Source organism: Flavobacterium sp. CBA20B-1 (assembly GCF_028473145.1).
Lineage (GTDB): Bacteria > Bacteroidota > Bacteroidia > Flavobacteriales > Flavobacteriaceae > Flavobacterium.
Genome location: NZ_CP092370.1, coordinates 540151 through 557929, shown reverse-complemented (window position 1 = coordinate 557929; position 17779 = coordinate 540151). Strand labels below are relative to the sequence as shown.

Annotated in this window: 21 protein-coding genes; 15 read left to right on the top strand and 6 right to left on the bottom strand. The window is 33.3% G+C overall.

Annotated features, from left to right (window positions below):
* Nucleotides 1-100: 100 nt before the first annotated feature.
* The 4 genes from MG290_RS02860 to MG290_RS02845 all read left to right on the top strand — a co-directional run bounded on the left by MG290_RS02860 (nt 101) and on the right by MG290_RS02845 (nt 2341).
* Nucleotides 101-409, top strand: a complete 309-nt coding sequence (locus MG290_RS02860; protein ID WP_264562406.1) for a hypothetical protein — start codon at nt 101-103, stop codon at nt 407-409.
* A gap of 29 nt (nt 410-438) precedes the next feature.
* On the top strand, nt 439-1128 hold the full coding sequence (locus tag MG290_RS02855; RefSeq protein ID WP_264562405.1) for an SMUG2 DNA glycosylase family protein: 690 nt from the start codon (nt 439-441) through the stop codon (nt 1126-1128).
* Nucleotides 1129-1130: 2 nt separating this feature from the next.
* Entirely contained in the window at nt 1131-1517 is a 387-nt protein-coding gene (locus MG290_RS02850) for a DUF1801 domain-containing protein (protein ID WP_264562404.1), read from the top strand.
* A gap of 140 nt (nt 1518-1657) precedes the next feature.
* Nucleotides 1658-2341, top strand: coding sequence for a DUF421 domain-containing protein (locus tag MG290_RS02845; protein ID WP_264562403.1), 684 nt, complete (start codon nt 1658-1660; stop codon nt 2339-2341).
* 443 nt (nt 2342-2784) lie between these two features.
* On the opposite strand, the gene MG290_RS02840 is transcribed toward MG290_RS02845, so the two are convergent.
* Nucleotides 2785-3690, bottom strand: coding sequence for a sterol desaturase family protein (locus MG290_RS02840; RefSeq protein WP_264562402.1), 906 nt, complete (start codon nt 3688-3690; stop codon nt 2785-2787).
* A 340-nt stretch (nt 3691-4030) separates the two neighbouring features.
* On the opposite strand from MG290_RS02840, the gene MG290_RS02835 reads away from it, so the two are divergent.
* The 6 genes from MG290_RS02835 (at nt 4031) to chrA (ending at nt 9339) form a co-directional block, all read left to right on the top strand.
* The gene (locus MG290_RS02835; protein ID WP_264562401.1) at nt 4031-5566 is read left to right on the top strand and encodes a SulP family inorganic anion transporter; all 1536 of its coding nucleotides are present in this window, start codon (nt 4031-4033) and stop codon (nt 5564-5566) included.
* A 107-nt stretch (nt 5567-5673) separates the two neighbouring features.
* Nucleotides 5674-6003, top strand: a complete 330-nt coding sequence (locus tag MG290_RS02830) for an ArsR/SmtB family transcription factor (protein WP_264562400.1) — start codon at nt 5674-5676, stop codon at nt 6001-6003.
* 60 nt (nt 6004-6063) lie between these two features.
* Entirely contained in the window at nt 6064-6537 is a 474-nt protein-coding gene (locus MG290_RS02825) for a DUF6428 family protein (protein WP_264562399.1), read from the top strand.
* An 18-nt stretch (nt 6538-6555) separates the two neighbouring features.
* Complete coding sequence (locus MG290_RS02820) at nt 6556-7161, top strand: arsenate-mycothiol transferase ArsC (protein WP_264562398.1); 606 nt, start codon at nt 6556-6558, stop codon at nt 7159-7161.
* A gap of 2 nt (nt 7162-7163) precedes the next feature.
* On the top strand, nt 7164-8195 hold the full coding sequence (gene arsB, locus MG290_RS02815) for an ACR3 family arsenite efflux transporter (protein ID WP_264562397.1): 1032 nt from the start codon (nt 7164-7166) through the stop codon (nt 8193-8195).
* Nucleotides 8196-8208: 13 nt separating this feature from the next.
* Nucleotides 8209-9339, top strand: coding sequence for a chromate efflux transporter (gene chrA / locus MG290_RS02810; protein ID WP_264562396.1), 1131 nt, complete (start codon nt 8209-8211; stop codon nt 9337-9339).
* Nucleotides 9340-9376: 37 nt separating this feature from the next.
* On the opposite strand, the gene MG290_RS02805 is transcribed toward chrA, so the two are convergent.
* Complete coding sequence (locus MG290_RS02805) at nt 9377-10825, bottom strand: TonB-dependent receptor (RefSeq protein WP_264562395.1); 1449 nt, start codon at nt 10823-10825, stop codon at nt 9377-9379.
* A gap of 72 nt (nt 10826-10897) precedes the next feature.
* Here MG290_RS02805 and MG290_RS02800 point away from each other — a divergent pair, with 72 nt between their 5' ends.
* Nucleotides 10898-11665: an MBL fold metallo-hydrolase gene (locus MG290_RS02800; protein WP_264562394.1), complete on the top strand. Its 768-nt coding sequence runs from the start codon at nt 10898-10900 to the stop codon at nt 11663-11665.
* A 176-nt stretch (nt 11666-11841) separates the two neighbouring features.
* On the top strand, nt 11842-12288 hold the full coding sequence (locus tag MG290_RS02795; RefSeq protein WP_264562393.1) for a hypothetical protein: 447 nt from the start codon (nt 11842-11844) through the stop codon (nt 12286-12288).
* Nucleotides 12289-12316: 28 nt separating this feature from the next.
* Here MG290_RS02795 and serC read toward each other — a convergent pair whose 3' ends face one another.
* From serC to holA, 3 genes are read right to left on the bottom strand one after another with little or no spacing between them, the layout of a single operon-like run.
* On the bottom strand, nt 12317-13381 hold the full coding sequence (gene serC, locus MG290_RS02790; RefSeq protein ID WP_264562392.1) for a 3-phosphoserine/phosphohydroxythreonine transaminase: 1065 nt from the start codon (nt 13379-13381) through the stop codon (nt 12317-12319).
* Between the two features lie 21 nt (nt 13382-13402).
* A complete protein-coding gene (locus MG290_RS02785) occupies nt 13403-13585 on the bottom strand; it encodes a CAL67264 family membrane protein (protein WP_257499075.1) in 183 nt (60 codons plus the stop codon).
* 9 nt (nt 13586-13594) lie between these two features.
* Entirely contained in the window at nt 13595-14614 is a 1020-nt protein-coding gene (gene holA / locus MG290_RS02780; RefSeq protein WP_264562391.1) for a DNA polymerase III subunit delta, read from the bottom strand.
* 53 nt (nt 14615-14667) lie between these two features.
* Between holA and MG290_RS02775 the strand changes: the two genes are divergently transcribed.
* From MG290_RS02775 to MG290_RS02765, 3 genes are read left to right on the top strand one after another with little or no spacing between them, the layout of a single operon-like run.
* Entirely contained in the window at nt 14668-15102 is a 435-nt protein-coding gene (locus MG290_RS02775) for a type I restriction enzyme HsdR N-terminal domain-containing protein (RefSeq protein WP_264562390.1), read from the top strand.
* 9 nt (nt 15103-15111) lie between these two features.
* Nucleotides 15112-16017 carry a hypothetical protein gene (locus MG290_RS02770; protein ID WP_264562389.1) on the top strand — a complete coding sequence of 302 codons (906 nt, stop codon included), beginning with the start codon at nt 15112-15114 and terminating at the stop codon, nt 16015-16017.
* Nucleotides 16018-17007, top strand: a complete 990-nt coding sequence (locus MG290_RS02765) for a glycosyltransferase family 2 protein (RefSeq protein ID WP_264562388.1) — start codon at nt 16018-16020, stop codon at nt 17005-17007.
* On the opposite strand, the gene MG290_RS02760 is transcribed toward MG290_RS02765, so the two are convergent.
* Nucleotides 17008-17772, bottom strand: a complete 765-nt coding sequence (locus MG290_RS02760; protein ID WP_264562387.1) for a TIGR02757 family protein — start codon at nt 17770-17772, stop codon at nt 17008-17010.
* Nucleotides 17773-17779 lie beyond the last annotated feature (7 nt).

The following is a 17779-nucleotide window of genomic DNA, read 5'->3' as shown; positions in this document are numbered from 1 at the left end:
GAAAATCAATACGTTAAAAATGAATTTGGTAAGATAATTAGGCGTACCTTTAAAGAAATTAAAAAAACTACTTTTTAATTTCCTTAATGATGTTTGATATATGCCAAGAAAAAATCCAATAGCAGCCGCAACCGCCATCACTGACTTAGATGCGCTGTTTGATGAAATTAAAAAGGAAGGAATTTGTTTAGAAACTTTGTTTAACCGCATTCAAAATTTAAAATACTTTCACAATTCCAAAATCGTAATTAAATCATTCCAGAAAGCAGCTTTTGAAAAAACGTACAATAAAAAAGGATTTTTAGAGCCCAATACACATGGAGCAAAGTTTAAATTAGAATACTTTTTTCATCACTTAATAAACACAGAAGAAATCACTTTTGAAGAATTTTTATTGATTAACAATTAGAGGTTTAATAGCAGAAAGTAGCACTTCAAATGGAACAATTTGCCGAAAAAATCATAGCTTTTAATAAAAAAATTGCATATAAGGGTTTGTTGCCCAATGGGTTTCAGGTATTGAACCCATATCATAGCAACCCGGAAACGTTGGTGGTGATGCAACAGTTTTATGAAAAATACTACAACGACACCAACCAACGAAAATTTATTATTGGTATTAACCCAAGCCGGCATGGTGCGGGTGTCACTGGTGTGCCATTTACAGATACAAAACGATTAGAAAGCGTTTGTGGCATTCAAATGAAATCGGCACACACTCATGAAATTTCTTCGGTTTTTCTATATGATGTGATCGAAGCTTTTGGCGGTGCTGATGCTTTTTACCGTAATTTTTATATAAACTCTCCTTTTCCGTTGGCCATTATTCGGCAGAACAAATCAAATAATTGGGTGAATGCCAATTATTACGATGATAAAAATCTTTTCAAAAATGTAAAAAATTTTATGGTTTCTTGCTTAAAAAAACACATTTCATTGGGATTAAATAGTGAAGAAGTTTTTGTTTTAGGTATTAAAAATGCTACATTTATTCATGAAATTAACAATGAAGCCCATTTGTTTAAAAAAATTACTGTTCTAGAGCATCCGCGGTATATTCAACAATATAAATCAAAAGAAAAAGAATGGTATATTGATAAATATGTGGCAACACTATCAACTATATAAAAATGGAAACTTTTGAAAGCTATAACAGCAAGCAAACGCAACCACACCAAGAAGTGTGCAATGTATTGAACAAACTTATATCTCAAAACCTTTCAAATGCAGAAAGTAAAATTTGGCATGGGCATCCAGTTTGGTTTATCAACGGAAACCCGATCGTTGGTTACAGCAAACAAAAAGCAGGTATTCGACTAATGTTTTGGAGTGGTGCAGATTTTGATGAAGATTTGTTAAATGTTCGTGGAGCGAAATTTAAAGACGCATCGATTTTTTATAACCATGAAGATGAAATTATCGCTGCCGATTTAGAACGCTGGTTGGAAAAATCGATAAACATTCAGTGGGATTACAAAAATATCGTTAAACGAAAAGGCGTGCTTATTAAATTGTAATTTTTTTTTTATTGATGAATTTGTACCTTATTTGTACAAAAAATACCCAAATTGAGTCAATAATTTTGTCAATTAAATAACACCAAGATCCAAAATTACAATTAATAAATAGATAAAAATCTACCATAACAAACATTTTTATGGATTTAGAAGGATTACTTTTAGGTAAAAATAATTGGACGTTTATGCTTTCAATAGCATTTAGAACTTTTGTGATGTTTTTAGTCATCCTTATTTTCTTACGCATTTTAGGCAAGCGAGGTGTAAAACAATTATCTGTTTTTGAATTAGTTGTGATTTTAGGATTGGGGTCTGCTGCGGGAGATCCTATGATTTATAAAGAAATTGGTATTTTAAATGCTTTAGTGGCTTTTTGCGTAATTGCCGTTTGCTACAAATTGCTAACCTTATTGGTTTTTAAGTTTAAGTGGCTCGAAAACGTGGTGGAAGGCAAAGAAGTATATATCATTAAAAAAGGAAAATTTGCTATAGAAGATTTTTCAAAAGAAACTTTAAGTAAAGATGAATTTTTTATGGAAATGCGTCGAAACAGTGTTTTTCATCTTGGTCAGGTTGAATATGCAATTTTAGAGATTTCCGGCGAAATAAGTGTTTATTTCTACCAAACAGAGCAAACAAAATATGGGTTGCCCATTCTGCCTGATTCCCTAAAAAATATTGTACATTCGTTTGAAATTGGCATCTTTTATGCATGTACCTTTTGTGGAGAAACGGTTTCATATAATCAAGAGCATGCAATGAAGTGTAGGGTTTGCAACAGAAATGAATGGGTGAAAGCATCAAACAGAAAAATTTCGTTTTAAAGAAATAAGAATACAGAGCTATTTTAGTGATTAGCAATTGCAAATTCTTAAGAATTAGTAAACGCGACCTCACCTTTAGTTCTTTAGGGTAATGCTTATCTTTAAGGTAAGCATTATCTGCTTTATAAATTCACTGCAATTAAATGCACTTTGAAAAAAATAATAGAGTTTTCATTTGCAACGAGGCTTTAAAATTAACAGTGGCATTTAATATTTAAAGATTTTTATTAGTTCTAGACTTGCTTGATTTATAAATTTGTTTCTATATTTGCGTACTCACCTTTTTGATTCAAAAACTCTATTAAAAGAATGACATTTGGTCCTCCGCTAATGGGGTTTTTTACTCAAAGAGAATTAAAAGGTGAGATATTTAATTTGCGCGGAGGACTTTTTTTTAACGCACCTTTTATCTCTCTAAAACGTTGATTTCAAACCCTGAACGATTATTTAACTTTTACAGATTTCTTTTTTAATTTATCAATCTTTCCAGGACTTCCAAACACATAAAAAAACTTTTCTTTTAAGCTTTTTGCATCTTTCACATCGCTGGCGATACTTTCGTATTCATGAAAGTTTAAATACAATGGATTCCATTTATTATTAATTTTGGTAGTGATACCATACGTTGGTCGTTCTTCTTCGGGTTGATAGGTACCAAATAATTTATCCCAAAAAATAAAAACAGCCCCAAAGTTTTTATCAATGTATTTTTCGTCTGACCCATGATGAACCCTGTGATTGGAAGGCGTTACAAAAATATTTTCGAAAAAACGTGGCAATTTACCAATATATTCCGTGTGTTGCCAAAATTGGAACAATACCGAAATTTGATTTACAATAAAGAAGATTACGGGATGAAAACCCAAAAAAGCTACCGGCAAAAAGAACAACAACTTAAAGTGTTGCACCCAACTTAAACGAAAAGAAACCGTTAAATTATAATGGTCGGCACTGTGATGCACCACATGCGTAGCCCAAAAAAACCTATTGAAATGCGACACACGATGTGCCATATAACTGCATAAATCGTAAATTAATAAACAAGGAATTAATGTCCACCAATTGAATTCCATACGCCACGGAACGGTATTGTATATGTAAACAGCTCCATAAATAAATCCTACTTTAAAAGCTAAATTTATTACCACATTACCCAAACCAACAAACAAAGAACCCAAGCTTTCTTTAGTGGAATAATTATTTCTTTTAGAATACCACGAATACCAAATTTCCAAACCTGTAAAAAAAGCCATTAAAGGAATAGCATAGATGATTAAATCGCCCGATTGGGCTTCTAAATTCTTGATGTCATCATAAGAAATTGGTGATGCTCCAAAAAAATTACTCATATATTGATTTTAATTAAGAAATTTATACTTTTAGTAGTGATTCAGTTATTCACATTCTACAATTTACAAATAAATACCTCCATACGCAAAATGGCTCAAGATATTTAACAAATAGCCTTTCAAAAAACGAACCAAAAACACTAATAAAATTATAATAATTTTTGATGGATGCTCATATTTCAGTAATTTTGCTCGATTTTACAATAAAAACACATCATCAGTTTAAATAGCTCCGTCTTTAAACGGGATCATTTTGCTTATTTTTAATAATAGATTCTAAAAAAAGGAGATTGTTTTCGAAAAGCGTCTTTCCTTCCCCTATCTATCAAAATATACCTTTATGCAAAAAATCATCAATTTATTTGATTTCAAACAAAAAGTCGATTATAAAAACGAAATTTTAGCAGGACTAGCAGTAGCCATGACCATGGTGCCAGAGTCTTTATCCTTTGCAATATTAGCCGGTTTATCACCATTAACTGGTTTATACGCAGCCTTTTTAATGGGAATTGTTACCGCCGTTTTTGGGGGCAGACCAGGAATGGTTTCCGGAGGTGCCGGTGCAACTGTTGTGGTGCTCATTGCGTTGGCTGCTTCGCATGGAGTGGAATATTTGTTTGCGGCAATTGTTTTGGCAGGTATCATGCAAATGTTGGTAGGAATTTTTAAGTTGGGTAAATTTGTACGCTTAATCCCGCAGCCTGTAATGTTTGGTTTTTTAAACGGACTTGCAGTAATTATTTTCATGGCACAAGTTGCTCAATTTAAAATTGTGGAAAATGGTGTAGAAAGTTGGATGAGTGGATCGGCACTTTATACAATGGGCGGACTAACACTGCTAACCATAGCAATTGTGTTTGTTTTACCTAAGTTTACCAAAGCTGTTCCAGCATCTTTAGTAGCAATATTGGTGGTGTTTGGCATTGTTTATTTTTTTGGAATTGAGACTAAAAAAGTAATTGACATTGCATCGGTCAGCGGATCGCTTCCATCGTTTCACATCCCTCAAATACCTTTTACATTGGAAACACTCCAAATTATTTTTCCGTATGCATTGGTTATGGCAGGTGTGGGATTAATCGAAACTTTGCTTACACTTAATATGGTTGACGAAATTACGAATACGAAAGGGCAATCGAATCGTGAAGCTGCTGCTCAGGGATTAGCAAATATTACAAATGGGTTTTTTGGTGGAATGGGCGGTTGTGCCATGGTTGCCCAAACATTAGTAAATGTGGGCGCAGGTGGCAGAGCCAGACTCTCTTCAATTGTTGCATCAATAGCTATTTTGCTAATTATTTTAGTTGCAGGTCCTGTGATTGAGCAAATTCCCATGGCAGCATTGGTTGGTGTAATGATGATGGTTGCTATTGGCACTTTTGAATGGGTGAGTTTTAGAATCATTAATAAAATGCCGCGTCACGATATTTTTGTAGGAATTTTAGTAGCTTTAATAACCATCATGCGTCACAATTTAGCTTTGGCGGTTTTAGTGGGTGTTGTGGTATCGGCGCTGGTTTTTGCTTGGGAAAGTGCCAAACGAATAAGAGCCCGAAAATATATCGATGAAAACGGAGTGAAACATTACGAGATTTATGGACCACTTTTCTTTGGTTCAACAACTGCTTTTTTAGAAAAATTCGATTTAATAAATGACCCTGAGGAAGTGATTATCGATTTTAAAGAGAGCAGAATTGTGGATATGTCGGCTATTGAAGCACTAAATAAAATTACCGAAAAGTACCATAAACAAGGGAAAAAAGTACAATTAAAGCATTTAAGTGAAGATTGCAGACGTTTATTAAAAAATGCCGACAGCGTCATTGCAATAAACATTATAGAAGATCCCACATACAAGGTGATGACCAACAAATAAACGAAGAAATAGTGGATTAAATTTAGATAAAGATAAATAAAAAAAATCCGCTTAAAATTTTTCGTAAACATTATTTATCGTAATATTGCAATATAATAAATAAAAAAATGGGTGTTACCAAAACCGAAATATTCAACGAACAACAAAACCGATTGGCTGCTATCTTTAAAGCTTTGGCACATCCTGCCCGCATTGCTATTATTCAACATATTATGAAGCAAAATGCTTGTATATGCAATGATTTGGTAGAAGAATTGGGGTTGGCACAAGCTACTATTTCGCAACATCTAAGAGAATTAAAAAGCATGGGCATTATTAAAGGAACCATTGAAGGAACCAGCGTATGCTATTGCATAGATGAAACCGTGTGGCTTTCGCTAAAAAACGAATTGCTTGTGTTTTTTAAAGATGATGTAAGTGTTAAGAAATGTTGCTAGGGCATTTTTTTAATTTTATTAATCGTAATATTGCAATAAAACAATTTAACATTCAATAACATGAAATTATCAACCATTAAAGAAATTTTACCAACATTGGAAAATGTTGCATTTCAATTAGAAAATGGAACGTTTGTACCCGAACATTTTCACGTAACAGAAGTAGGACAAATCACCAAAAAATTTATTGATTGCGGCGGGGTGGTTCGCACCGAAAAAGTTATAAATTTTCAATTATGGAATGCCGATGATTACAACCATCGATTAAAACCTACCAAACTTTTAAACATTATTAAACTTTCTGAAGAAAAATTAGGAATAGAAGATGCGGAAATTGAAGTGGAATATCAAGTGGAAACCATCGGCAAATTTGATTTAGATTTCAATGGAAAAACATTTGTATTGAAAAATAAAACTACGGCTTGCTTGGCAGAAGATGCTTGTGGAATTCCATCAGAAAAACAAAAAAAGAATTTGGAAGATTTATCTGTGAATACCAGTAATTCATGCACTCCGGGCGGCGGATGTTGTTAATTTAAAACATTTAATTTTATGTATCCATTCTTATCAAAAACCATCGAAAGCTTACCTCCTATTCCGGCAGAAAGAAAAAATATTTTACAACCGCTTATCGATTTCGTGCAGCAAAAAACAGCAGATAAGCAAGAAATAAATATAAACTTCATTTGTACACACAATTCGCGCAGAAGTCATTTGGCACAAATTTGGGCACAAGTGGCTGCTGCGCATTTCCATATTCCTCATATACAATGTTATTCCGGAGGAACAGAAACAACTGCAGTGTATCCAAACATAATAGATACCTTGCAAAATCAAGGTTTTAATATTCTTAAATTATCCGAAGGAAATAACCCCGTTTATGCGATAAAATACAATGAAAACAGCATGTCGATTATTGGTTTTTCAAAAAAATACGACGATGATTTTAACCCAAAATCAGCATTTGCAGCAGTGATGACCTGTTCACAAGCAGATGGTGGTTGCCCTTTTATTTCCGGAGCTGAAAAAAGAATACCAATCACATTTGAAGACCCAAAAATAGCCGACAATTCGCCAGAGCAATCAAAAGTTTATGCTGAACGCAGTTTGCAAATTGCAGCTGAAATGTTTTATGTTTTTTCAAAAATCAATTTATAAAAATGCAACCAAAACTTAAATTTTTAGATCGATACCTCACATTATGGATATTTCTCGCAATGGCGGTTGGTGTGTTGTTGGGCAATCTGTTTCCAGACATCTCCAAAATTTTCGACAATTTATCAACCGGCACTACTAATATTCCATTAGCAATTGGATTGATTTTGATGATGTATCCGCCATTGGCAAAAGTAGATTACAACATACTGCCGAAAGCATTCAAAGATAAAAAAGTAATTGGCATTTCATTATTGTTGAATTGGGTGGTTGGCACATTATTAATGTTTGGTTTAGCTGTTTTATTTCTGCGAAACGATCCTGATTACATGACCGGTTTAATATTGATTGGTTTGGCAAGATGCATTGCAATGGTGATTGTGTGGAGCGATTTAGCAAAGGCAAACCGTGAATATACAGCAATGTTGGTAGCTTTAAACAGTGTTTTTCAGATATTTTCATACAGTTTTTTGGTGTGGCTGTTCATCAACGTTTTGCCTGCTCAATTAGGATTAGCACAATTCAACGTAAGCGTGTCGATGAAAGATGTCACAGAAAGTGTATTGATTTATTTGGGTATTCCGTTTGCAGCAGGGTTTTTAAGTCGATTCTTTTTGGTAAAATCTAAAGGAATAGAATGGTTCAACAGAAAATTTATACCAGCTATTTCGCCACTTACTTTATATGCGTTGCTGTTTACAATTGTGTTAATGTTTAGTTTAAAAGGTGATAAAATTGTAGAATTACCAATGGATGTGGTTAAAGTTGCTATACCATTAATCATCTATTTTGTATTGATGTTTTTCGTGAGTTTCTTCATAAACAAAGCTTTAAAAGTTCCTTATGATAAAAATGCTTCGATTGCATTTACAGCCACAGGCAATAACTTTGAATTGGCAATAGCGGTTTCAATAGCGGTTTTCGGTATTCATTCGCCGCAAGCATTCGTAGGTGTGATTGGACCATTGGTAGAAGTTCCGGTGTTGATATTACTGGTAAAAGCCAGTTTGTGGTTGCAAAAGAGATTTTACAGCTAGAATTTAACAGAAAATGGAAAAAGATGCTTCTTTAAAAGATATTGCTCAGCTATTTTTAAAATTGGGCGTTATAGGGTTTGGTGGACCAGCTGCTCATATTGCTATGATGCGGAAGGAAGTTATTGAAAAAAGAAAATGGTTTACCGAACAACACTTTTTAGACTTGATAGGTGCCACCAATTTGATTCCGGGACCCAATAGTACCGAAATGGCGATTCATATTGGGCACGAAAAAGGCGGTTGGAAAGGATTGATTGTTGCAGGTCTCTGTTTTATTTTACCTGCCGTTTTTATTACAGGATTTTTTGCTTATCTCTATAAACAATACGGACAACTTCCAAAAGTACAACCATTTATTTACGGGATAAAACCAGCCATTATTGCCATTATTTTAGGAGCCATTTTTCCATTGGCAAAAAAATCGTTAAAATCAACATTGCTTATTCTTATCGGCATCGGGGTTTTAGTAGGCTCTTTATTCGGAATTAATGAAATATATTTGATGTTTGGTGCAGGGTTTCTGGCATTGACTTTAGCATATTTTAAAAACAGAAAGCCACACGCTCTCACTAGTTTTTTCCCAATAACTCTCTTACAAATTTCAAACACAACGGTACTTTCTGCAACCAATGCCAATTTGTTTTGGATTTTTCTAAAAATTGGTGCAATACTTTATGGAAGCGGTTATGTTTTGTTTGCATTTCTCGACACAGAATTAGTAGCAACTGGGCTTTTAACAAAACAACAATTGATTGATGCCATTGCAGTAGGGCAATTTACTCCCGGTCCCGTTTTTTCGTCGGTAACATTTATCGGTTATCAAATTAATGGTTTTTCAGGCGCAATCGTTTCAACAATCGCCATATTTTTACCCTCCTTTGTGTTTGTGGCGTTGCTCAACCCAATTGTGAAGAAAATGCGAAACTCTAAACTATTATCAGTTTTTTTAGATGCCGTGAATGTGGCTTCTGTTGCCCTGATAGTAGCCGTTTGTTTTGAAATGGGAAAAGATACCATTACCGACTGGCGCAGCCTTTTAATAACTTTTTTAAGCATTGCTACTGTATTTAGCTTTAAAAAAATGAACAGTGCATTTGTAGTTTTGGGTGGTTCCGTTTTGGGATATTTGTTAACATTGTTATAAAAAAAAGAGTTCCATTTTTGAACTCTTTTTCTCTCTTTTAAATATGATCAAATAATTTTCGTTCTTCAATCATTTCAGCAACAATTTGTGGCACATCATCTTTCCAAGTTTCATTGTTCTCTTTCATTTTTTGTAACACTTTGTGAGAAAATATTTTCAAATTTTTCTCTTCAAAGTTATGAATATCAATAATTTGCTTTTGATCTTTAAAATAATTATAAATTGGTTTCAGTGCATCGTCATGAAGGTCCATATTTTCGCTGGTAATTATTTGTTCCTCTTCATTCAAAAAAGGGTACACATAAATTTCTAAACCGTGTTTGAACAATCTGCCTAAACCTTCAAACAAACCGCCACTTAAATTGGCATAATGCTTTGCATCAAAAATTTCAATTAAACTTGGAATACCTATTGTTAGCGCAATTTTTTCTTGGGAATAATTCCAAATATAATCCACCGCTTTGAAATATTCCTTGAAGTTAGAAATCATTACAGTGTGACCCATTGCGCAAAGTAAATCGGCTCTGTCTAAAAAATCTTGTTCATCTACACCACCCAAAGCTAAAAGGTTGTTTAAGGTAATTTCAAAAATAACAGCGGTGTTTTCTAACAATAAATTGTTCTTTGCCAAAAATTGATTCAATGATTTTTGATACATATTAATGTTTACAACAGTCACCGGACGAAAACTACCGCGAAGCAATAATACGTTTTTTCTAAACAAGGTATTTGCCGGAAGGATGTTTTTTCCGTTTGGTGCAAACATTACCGCATCGGCCATTCCATTTTTCACCAAAAACAAACTCATTAAACGATTGTCCACCTCTTTAAACGCCGGACCTGAAAAGTTAATGGTATCAATTTCTAATTGATCTTTATCTAAATGGTCGTACAAATGATAAATTAATTTTTTGGGGTCGTGGTATTGATAAAATGCGCCGTAAATTAAATTTACGCCTAATGTTCCTAAAGTTCGTTGCTGCAACAGCACATCGTTTTCTTTGAATTGAATGTGCAAGATGATTTCGTTAAAAGCACCCTTTGGCTCATTTTGAAAACGAATTCCTACCCAGCCATGACCTTTGAATTTTTTAGCAAAATCTATCGTTGCTACGGTATTGGCATAACTGAAATAGATTCGGTTGGGATTATCGGCTTCGTCTAAGCGTTCTTCCAAAAGCCGCACTTCATGGTTCAGCATTTTATGTAACCGGTTTTCAGTTACATAGCGTCCGTCTGGTTCTACGGTATAGATGGCATCGCTAAATTGCTTGTCGTATGCAGACATGGCTTTGGCAATGGTTCGCGAAGCTGCGCCGGCTCTAAAAAAGTGACGTGCAGTTTCTTGACCTGCTCCAATTTCAGCAAAAGATCCGTATATATTTTTATTCAGGTTTATTTTTAATGTTTTGTCAGAAAGTGCTTGTTTTTGTTCCGTTACTCGATCTCCTTGTAGTGTTAAATCTTCTGCAAAAAAATTGTTCATATTTCTATTATTGTTTAGGCATAAAATTACTAAAATCATTTTTAATGTGCTATTTTTGTAAAAAAGAATGTAGTGAAAGTTTATTTTTTAGGTACTGGCACCTCACAAGGTATTCCTGTAATAGGTAATAAACACCCTGTTTGTCTAAGTAATAATGCAAAGGACAAGCGCTTACGTTCTTCTGTTTTAATTGAATGGAATCACACTAAAATAGCGATAGATTGTGGACCTGATTTTCGGCAACAAATGCTTCGTATTGATAATGATCGTTTAGACGCTCTTTTATTTACACACGAACACGCCGATCACACAGCTGGTTTAGATGATATTCGCCCTTATTGCTTTATGGAAAGTAAATCAATGCCTATTTATGCACAAAAAAGAGTGATTGAAAGTTTAAAGAACCGCTTCGATTACATTTTTGAAACAGAAAACAGGTATCCAGGAGCACCATCGGTAACCATTCATGAGGTAGAAGCTTCAAAAGATTTTTATGTGGAAGGTAATAAAATCACTCCTATTAATGTTCACCATGGTTCATTACCCATTTTGGGCTATCGTTTGGATGCATTTGCATATTTAACCGATGTAAAAACATTAGACGAACACACTTATGATCAATTAAAAGATTTAGATGTTTTGGTAATTAATGCATTGCGTATTCAAGAGCATCCAACACATAATAATTTAGAAGAAGCTTTGATACATATTCAAAAAATCAATCCAAAAAAAGCATACCTCACACATATTGGTTTTCAAATGGGTTTTCATGAAGAGGTACAGAAAACATTGCCCGAAAATGTTTTTTTAGCGTATGACCAACTAATTTTAGATATTTAAAATGAAACGTATTTATTTATATTTATTTTTGTTTTCACTGATTATCAATATTTTTTTGATAGTGAATGATTCAAAAGTATTAAAAGCAAAAGAACAACACATTGAACGATTAGAAATTAAATTAAAAAAAGTGCAAGACTCTTTAAATAATATACAAAATCAAAAATCGTAATATTATGAAATTCAAAATAATAACATTTGCAATTAGTAGCGTTTTACTTTTATCATGCAACAAAGAAAAAGAGGTGAACAATGCTTTGAACACAGTAATGATAAAGGATTCTTTAGAAATTTATAAAAAACTTTATGACGAAGCAGCTTACTTTTCTATTGATAAGAATGAAAATGCCCAAAAGCAATTTGCTCCCCAATCTTTAGAAGTAGTTATGAGCAAAGTGGTGCAAGATTTCAGTGCTTTAAACAAACAAGAAGGTGGCAATCCTTTATTGCCTTTAGATGCGTCTGGAAAACCAACAAAAGTTAATAAAATGTCGGTTATAAATCACAAATGGCTAATAATCGATTTTTTTGGAGAAGGTGTCGTGGGAGAATTAATTATTAAGTATAATTACAGTCCAGATACTACTACACAATTTACAGTACTTGATACTGTTTTGTACTAAAAGCGTTTCAACTGAAACGTTTTTTTTTCTAAATACATTCTTCAAAATGCTGCATTACTCCCACCAAATGTTGCACACTTTCAATTGGCAACGCATTATACATAGAAGCACGGTAACCGCCAACTGTGCGGTGACCTTTTATACCGTAGATGCCATTTTTGATGCACCAATCATCAAAAAGTGTTGTTAAACGTGGTTCGTTCAAATAAAAAACGGCATTCATTATAGACCGATCTTGTTGCTGTGCTGTTCCATAAAATAAACTATTGCGGTCTATTTCTGAATACATTAAATGCGCTTTTGCTCGATTTCTGCGTTCCATTGCTGCAATTCCGCCTTTATCTTTTATCCAGTTGAGCGTTAAATAACTCACATATACCGAAAAAACAGCAGGAGTATTGTACATACTTTCTTTTTCGATATGTTTACTGTAATTCATGATATTGGGAATTTCTCGTTCTATCTTCCCTAAAATATCATTTTTTATAACCACTAGATTAACCCCAGAAGTGCCGGCATTTTTCTGTGCACAAGCATATATTAAATCAAATTTAGAAAAATCTAAAACGCGTGAAAACAAATCCGAACTCATATCGCAAACCAAGGGCACATCAACAGTTGGAAATTCGCTGTATTGTGTTCCGTAAATTGTATTGTTTGATGTAATGTGTACATAATCTATATCTTGGGGAATATGAATTGATTTTGGGATGTACGAATAGTTTCTATCTTTTGAAGAAGCTATCTCTTGAACTTCACCAATAAAAGAAGCTTCCATTTGAGCGTTGTTTGCCCAATTTCCTGTATTAATATAGCCCGCTTTTTTATTGAGTAAGTTAGTAGCAATTCGCACAAACTCCATACTAGCACCTCCTTGCAAAAAAAGCACCGAAAAACCTTTGTCTTTTAAATCTAGAAGTTCTAAGGTTAAGCTTCTGGCTGCGTTTAATACTTCAACAAATGCTGGATCGCGATGTGAAATTTCAATCAAAGAAAGTCCAGAATCGTTAAAATTAACTACGGCTTCAGACGCTTTTTGAAGTACTTCTTTTGGTAAAATGCTGGGACCGGAACTAAAATTATGTATCTTCATAAATTTCAAAAAAATTTCAGGCTACACCCTACCCTTCAACGCATTAAAAACCCATGCTATTGCAAAAAAGCCAACGCCAACTGCGCCAAATCCCCAACCGGCAACATCGGCATATCTATAAATTGCTAAGCCTACCAACAAGCCGCCCATCAAAACCATAATGAGCGTGGCCCAACCAAGTATTTTATTTTTGTTTAATCCCATTACTTTGTATTATCTAAATAATTTAATAATCAGTTCTTTTAGTAAATCGTCGTGCGATAAACTACCGTTTACTCCTTTACCTTTTAAATCAATTTCACGAATCACTGCAATATTTTGACTTACTTTTTTCATTGGATACTTTTTGCTTGCTGCCTGATAATCTTTCAGCCCGTAAGGATTAATACCTAATTGTTTGGCAATTTCTGCAGGATTGGCTCCGGCATTCTTGTATGTGATGCCATGATATTGAAGCAATCGTGAAAAAAAATTATACAGTAAAGCAGTTGTAACCACCAATGGATTGTTTTTAGTATTCAGCGCAAAATATTTAGCAATTTGAAAGGCTTTTGCCTCATTGTTATATGCAACTGCATTGATCAATTCAAAATTGTTGTATTCTTTACTAATTCCAATGTTTTGCTCAATTAAATCAGCTGTAATTAAGTTATTTTGATTCAAGATAATCTTTATTTTCCCAATTTCATTTGCAATTTTGCTTAAATCGTTTCCTAAAAATTCAGCAAGCATGGCAACGGCTTTTGGTTCAATTTCTAAACCATTATCGTTTACAAAAGATTTAATCCAAGCTTCTAATTGATAATCTTTCACCTTGGCACTTTCAAAAAGTACTGCACTTTCATTTTTTGAAAGCGTTTTGTACAATTCTTTTCGCTTGTCTAAATTTTTGTATTTATAGCAAAAAACCAAAATGGTTGTGGGCTGAACAGCTTTAAAATAATCAACCAATTGATCTATTGTTTTCCCTAAATCTTGAGCTTCTTTCACCACAACAAGCATTTTATCGCCCATAAAAGGATATTGCCGTGCTTGCGAAATCACATCATTCACGGTTACATCTTTGCCATACAAAATCACCTGATTGAATGATTTCTCTTCTTCAGAAATAACATTTTCGGTAAAATAATCACACAAAAAATCTATAAAATAGGGTTCTTCTCCCATTAAAAAATAAACCGGTTTGTATCCTTCTTTTTTAATTGAAGTCAGCATTTTTTTTAGTTCACTCATAAACTTTCGTAGATTTATAAAGGTTTTTTAAAGAGAATGAATAAATTTGCATTATGCGTGATTTAAATTTTCCCAAGTTTGAATTCCGTTTCAAAATTAATGAAAATAAACGGTTCATTTTTGATGAAATCAGGAAAAAATACGTTTTATTAACCCCAGAAGAATGGGTAAGGCAACATGTGGTGCGGTTTTTAATTGATGTTAAAAAATACCCAAAATCGTATATAAATGTTGAAAAAGTAGTGAAAATCAACAATATGAATAAGCGTTACGACGTTGTTGTGTTTGCACCCAACGGAAGTATTTTTTTGCTGGTGGAATGTAAAGAACCAAATGTAAAGATCAATCAAACGGTTTTTGATCAAATTGCAAGGTATAATTTAAGTTTAAACGCAGCATTTTTAATGGTGACTAATGGTTTAAATCACTATTATTGCAAATTAGATTATAAAAACAGTAAGTATCAGTTTTTAGCTGATTTACCTTAATTAAAAAATATGAGTAAAAACTGCATATATATAAGTTTGCTATCATTGTTGACGTTTGCTTCGTGCGAAAAAGAAAAAATGACACCTGTAAACACTTCAAATGATACCATTACAGAGGTGCACTATGCATCGGATCCGGATTACGCATTGGCTAATAAAAATGCTCAAGAATTAGTAGTTCATTTTGAAAATGAGCAAAAAAATCTCCAAAAAAAGCTAAAAAAAGCCAATAAAAAAGAAGCAGAGGCGCTGTTTATTGATTATTACAAAAAACTAAGCGTGATTGTTGACTCTATTAGTGTGGCTGAAACCAACACTTTAAACACCTATCATTCATTAGGAAACACCAAGCCAGACAGCATTATTAGAAAAGAAAAACTCTATGAAAAACTGGGGCTGTACTTTAGAAAATTAGATTCAACAAAATATGATTTTAAGATAAAGCCCGGTTATTTCTATAATCTTTTTCACAAAAAAATATCTTCCGAGTACGAACAATATCTAAAACTGCGGTTTAAAGAACACAAACTTTTGTATGATTTGCAGTTCAAAAACAAAAAAATCACCTTGCAAGACCAACGCGAATTAATCATAAATTGGGAAAAATTTATTTTAAAGCATAAAGATTTCAAGTTTATTGATCTCGCCAAAAAATCATATACAGATAATTTAACCATGTATCTTTTTGGAACTCCTGAAAAACCCACTTTTGAAATTTCAGCAAAAAAACTATATATGGAAAACGAGCAAGAGTATATTTCGTTTGTAAAGAATAACCCAAAATTGATTTCAGCAGAAATTACCAAGAAATTCTTAAAACATTTTTATGTAAACGATAAAAACTTTACTGCTGAAGAATTTTATATAGATTTAAAAGAGTTTACAAAAGCAGAAATAGCCGAAAGAATTAAATAAATGAAGCAAATTGCCGTTGTTCTTTTAAACTGGAACGGACTGAATCTTTTAAAGCAATTTTTACCAATTGTAGAAAAATTTTCTGCCCAAGCCGCTATTTATATTGCAGATAATGCCTCTACCGATTTATCGAAAGAATATGTGCAACAACATTTTAAATCGGTTCAATGGATTCAACTTGCTGATAATTTTGGTTATGCAAAAGGATATAATTTGGCTTTAGAACAGATAAATGAAGAATATATTTGTTTGCTGAATACCGATATCGAAGTTTCTGAAAATTGGTTGCAACCTGTGTTGGATTTATTTCAAAGCGATGCTTCTATTGGAATTATTCAACCAAAGATTTTAGATTTTAAAAACAAAGATTATTTTGAATATGCAGGTGCAGCCGGCGGATTTATCGATAAATACGGCTTTCCATTTTGCAGAGGTAGAATATTTGATACCCTAGAAGATAATACAAATCAGTACCAAACCCAACCCATTTTTTGGGCATCTGGCGCCTGTTTTTTTATTAGAAACCGTGTGTTTAAACAATTAAATGGCTTTGATGCCGCTTTTTTTGCCCATCAAGAGGAAATTGACTTATGCTGGCGGGCTTTTAACCAAAACATAAAAACTTATTATTGTAATGAAAGTACTGTGTACCATATTGGTGGTGCCACTTTAAAAAAATCGAACCCTAAAAAAACATTTTTAAACTTCAGGAATTCGCTGTGTATGCTCTATAAAAATGTACCAAAAGACAAGCGTTTTTCAGTCATTTTTAAAAGATTGTGCTTAGATGGTTTAGCCGGTATTAAATTTTTTATCAGTTTGCAACCATTGCACACTTTTGCCATTATCAAGGCACATTTTGCGTATTACGGGCTGCTTTCAAAACTGAAAAACAAAGCAGAACAAAACCCTAAAACCAATTATTTTTATACAGATAATATCGTAACTGCTTATTTCTTAAAGGGCAAAAAGAAGTTCAACGAATTATAGTTATTTAATACCTTCAAAGACACCTAATCCAAACAAAGCAAAATCGTATTTTACAGGATCTGTTGGGTCTAATTTGCGTAAAGATGCATCGAGTTCTTGCAAGGCTTTGGCATCGTTTTGCTTGCGTTTTAAGATTCCTAATGTCCGAGCCACATTGCCCGAATGCACATCTAACGGACAAGATAATTCCGCAGGCGATACCGATTTCCAAATACCAAAATCTACGCCCTTGTTGTCATTGCGAACCAACCATCTTAAAAACATATTCAGACGTTTTGAAGAAGAACCCTTTGAAGGATCTGAGACATGCTTTGTGGTTCTGGATTGATGATTCAGTTCGAAAAATACTTTTTTAAATGCCGAAATTCTATTCTGTAAATCAATTTGTTTAGTATTTGAAAAAATACCTTCTAAACCGCCATGATGCGTATAAATATTGCGTAGAGAATGTATAAAATATCTAAAATCTTCTGAATTAAACGTTCGGTGTACAATATAATCAATCGCATTTATTTGATTACTTGAAGCATTCATCACAAAATCAAAAGGATTATTGCCCATTGCTTGCATCATTTTATCGGCACTATTGATAATCATTTTTCTGTTTCCCCAAGCGATTGTTGCTGCTAAAAATCCGCTTATTTCAATATCTTCCTTTAACTGGTACTTGTGCGGAATTTGTATAGGATCTGATTCAATAAACCGAGGGCTGTTGTATTGATTTGCCTTAAAATCTAGATAGTCTTTTAACTCGTTAAAATTCATGTTGCAA

Bases quoted from the DNA above. Each gene is read 5' to 3' on its own strand.
- MG290_RS02830 (WP_264562400.1), top strand. From the start codon at position 5,674: ATGGGTGTTACCAAAACCGAAATATTCAACGAACAACAAAACCGATTG.
- MG290_RS02845 (WP_264562403.1), top strand. From the start codon at position 1,658: ATGGATTTAGAAGGATTACTTTTAGGTAAAAATAATTGGACGTTTATG.
- arsB (WP_264562397.1), top strand. From the start codon at position 7,164: ATGCAACCAAAACTTAAATTTTTAGATCGATACCTCACATTATGGATA.
- MG290_RS02765 (WP_264562388.1), top strand. From the start codon at position 16,018: ATGAAGCAAATTGCCGTTGTTCTTTTAAACTGGAACGGACTGAATCTT.
- MG290_RS02770 (WP_264562389.1), top strand. From the start codon at position 15,112: ATGAGTAAAAACTGCATATATATAAGTTTGCTATCATTGTTGACGTTT.
- MG290_RS02820 (WP_264562398.1), top strand. From the start codon at position 6,556: ATGTATCCATTCTTATCAAAAACCATCGAAAGCTTACCTCCTATTCCG.
- MG290_RS02825 (WP_264562399.1), top strand. From the start codon at position 6,064: ATGAAATTATCAACCATTAAAGAAATTTTACCAACATTGGAAAATGTT.
- holA (WP_264562391.1), bottom strand. From the start codon at position 14,614: ATGAGTGAACTAAAAAAAATGCTGACTTCAATTAAAAAAGAAGGATAC.
- MG290_RS02855 (WP_264562405.1), top strand. From the start codon at position 439: ATGGAACAATTTGCCGAAAAAATCATAGCTTTTAATAAAAAAATTGCA.
- MG290_RS02835 (WP_264562401.1), top strand. From the start codon at position 4,031: ATGCAAAAAATCATCAATTTATTTGATTTCAAACAAAAAGTCGATTAT.
- MG290_RS02760 (WP_264562387.1), bottom strand. From the start codon at position 17,772: ATGAATTTTAACGAGTTAAAAGACTATCTAGATTTTAAGGCAAATCAA.
- MG290_RS02805 (WP_264562395.1), bottom strand. From the start codon at position 10,825: ATGAACAATTTTTTTGCAGAAGATTTAACACTACAAGGAGATCGAGTA.
- MG290_RS02840 (WP_264562402.1), bottom strand. From the start codon at position 3,690: ATGAGTAATTTTTTTGGAGCATCACCAATTTCTTATGATGACATCAAG.
- MG290_RS02775 (WP_264562390.1), top strand. From the start codon at position 14,668: ATGCGTGATTTAAATTTTCCCAAGTTTGAATTCCGTTTCAAAATTAAT.
- serC (WP_264562392.1), bottom strand. From the start codon at position 13,381: ATGAAGATACATAATTTTAGTTCCGGTCCCAGCATTTTACCAAAAGAA.
- chrA (WP_264562396.1), top strand. From the start codon at position 8,209: ATGGAAAAAGATGCTTCTTTAAAAGATATTGCTCAGCTATTTTTAAAA.
- MG290_RS02795 (WP_264562393.1), top strand. From the start codon at position 11,842: ATGAAATTCAAAATAATAACATTTGCAATTAGTAGCGTTTTACTTTTA.
- MG290_RS02785 (WP_257499075.1), bottom strand. From the start codon at position 13,585: ATGGGATTAAACAAAAATAAAATACTTGGTTGGGCCACGCTCATTATG.
- MG290_RS02850 (WP_264562404.1), top strand. From the start codon at position 1,131: ATGGAAACTTTTGAAAGCTATAACAGCAAGCAAACGCAACCACACCAA.
- MG290_RS02860 (WP_264562406.1), top strand. From the start codon at position 101: ATGCCAAGAAAAAATCCAATAGCAGCCGCAACCGCCATCACTGACTTA.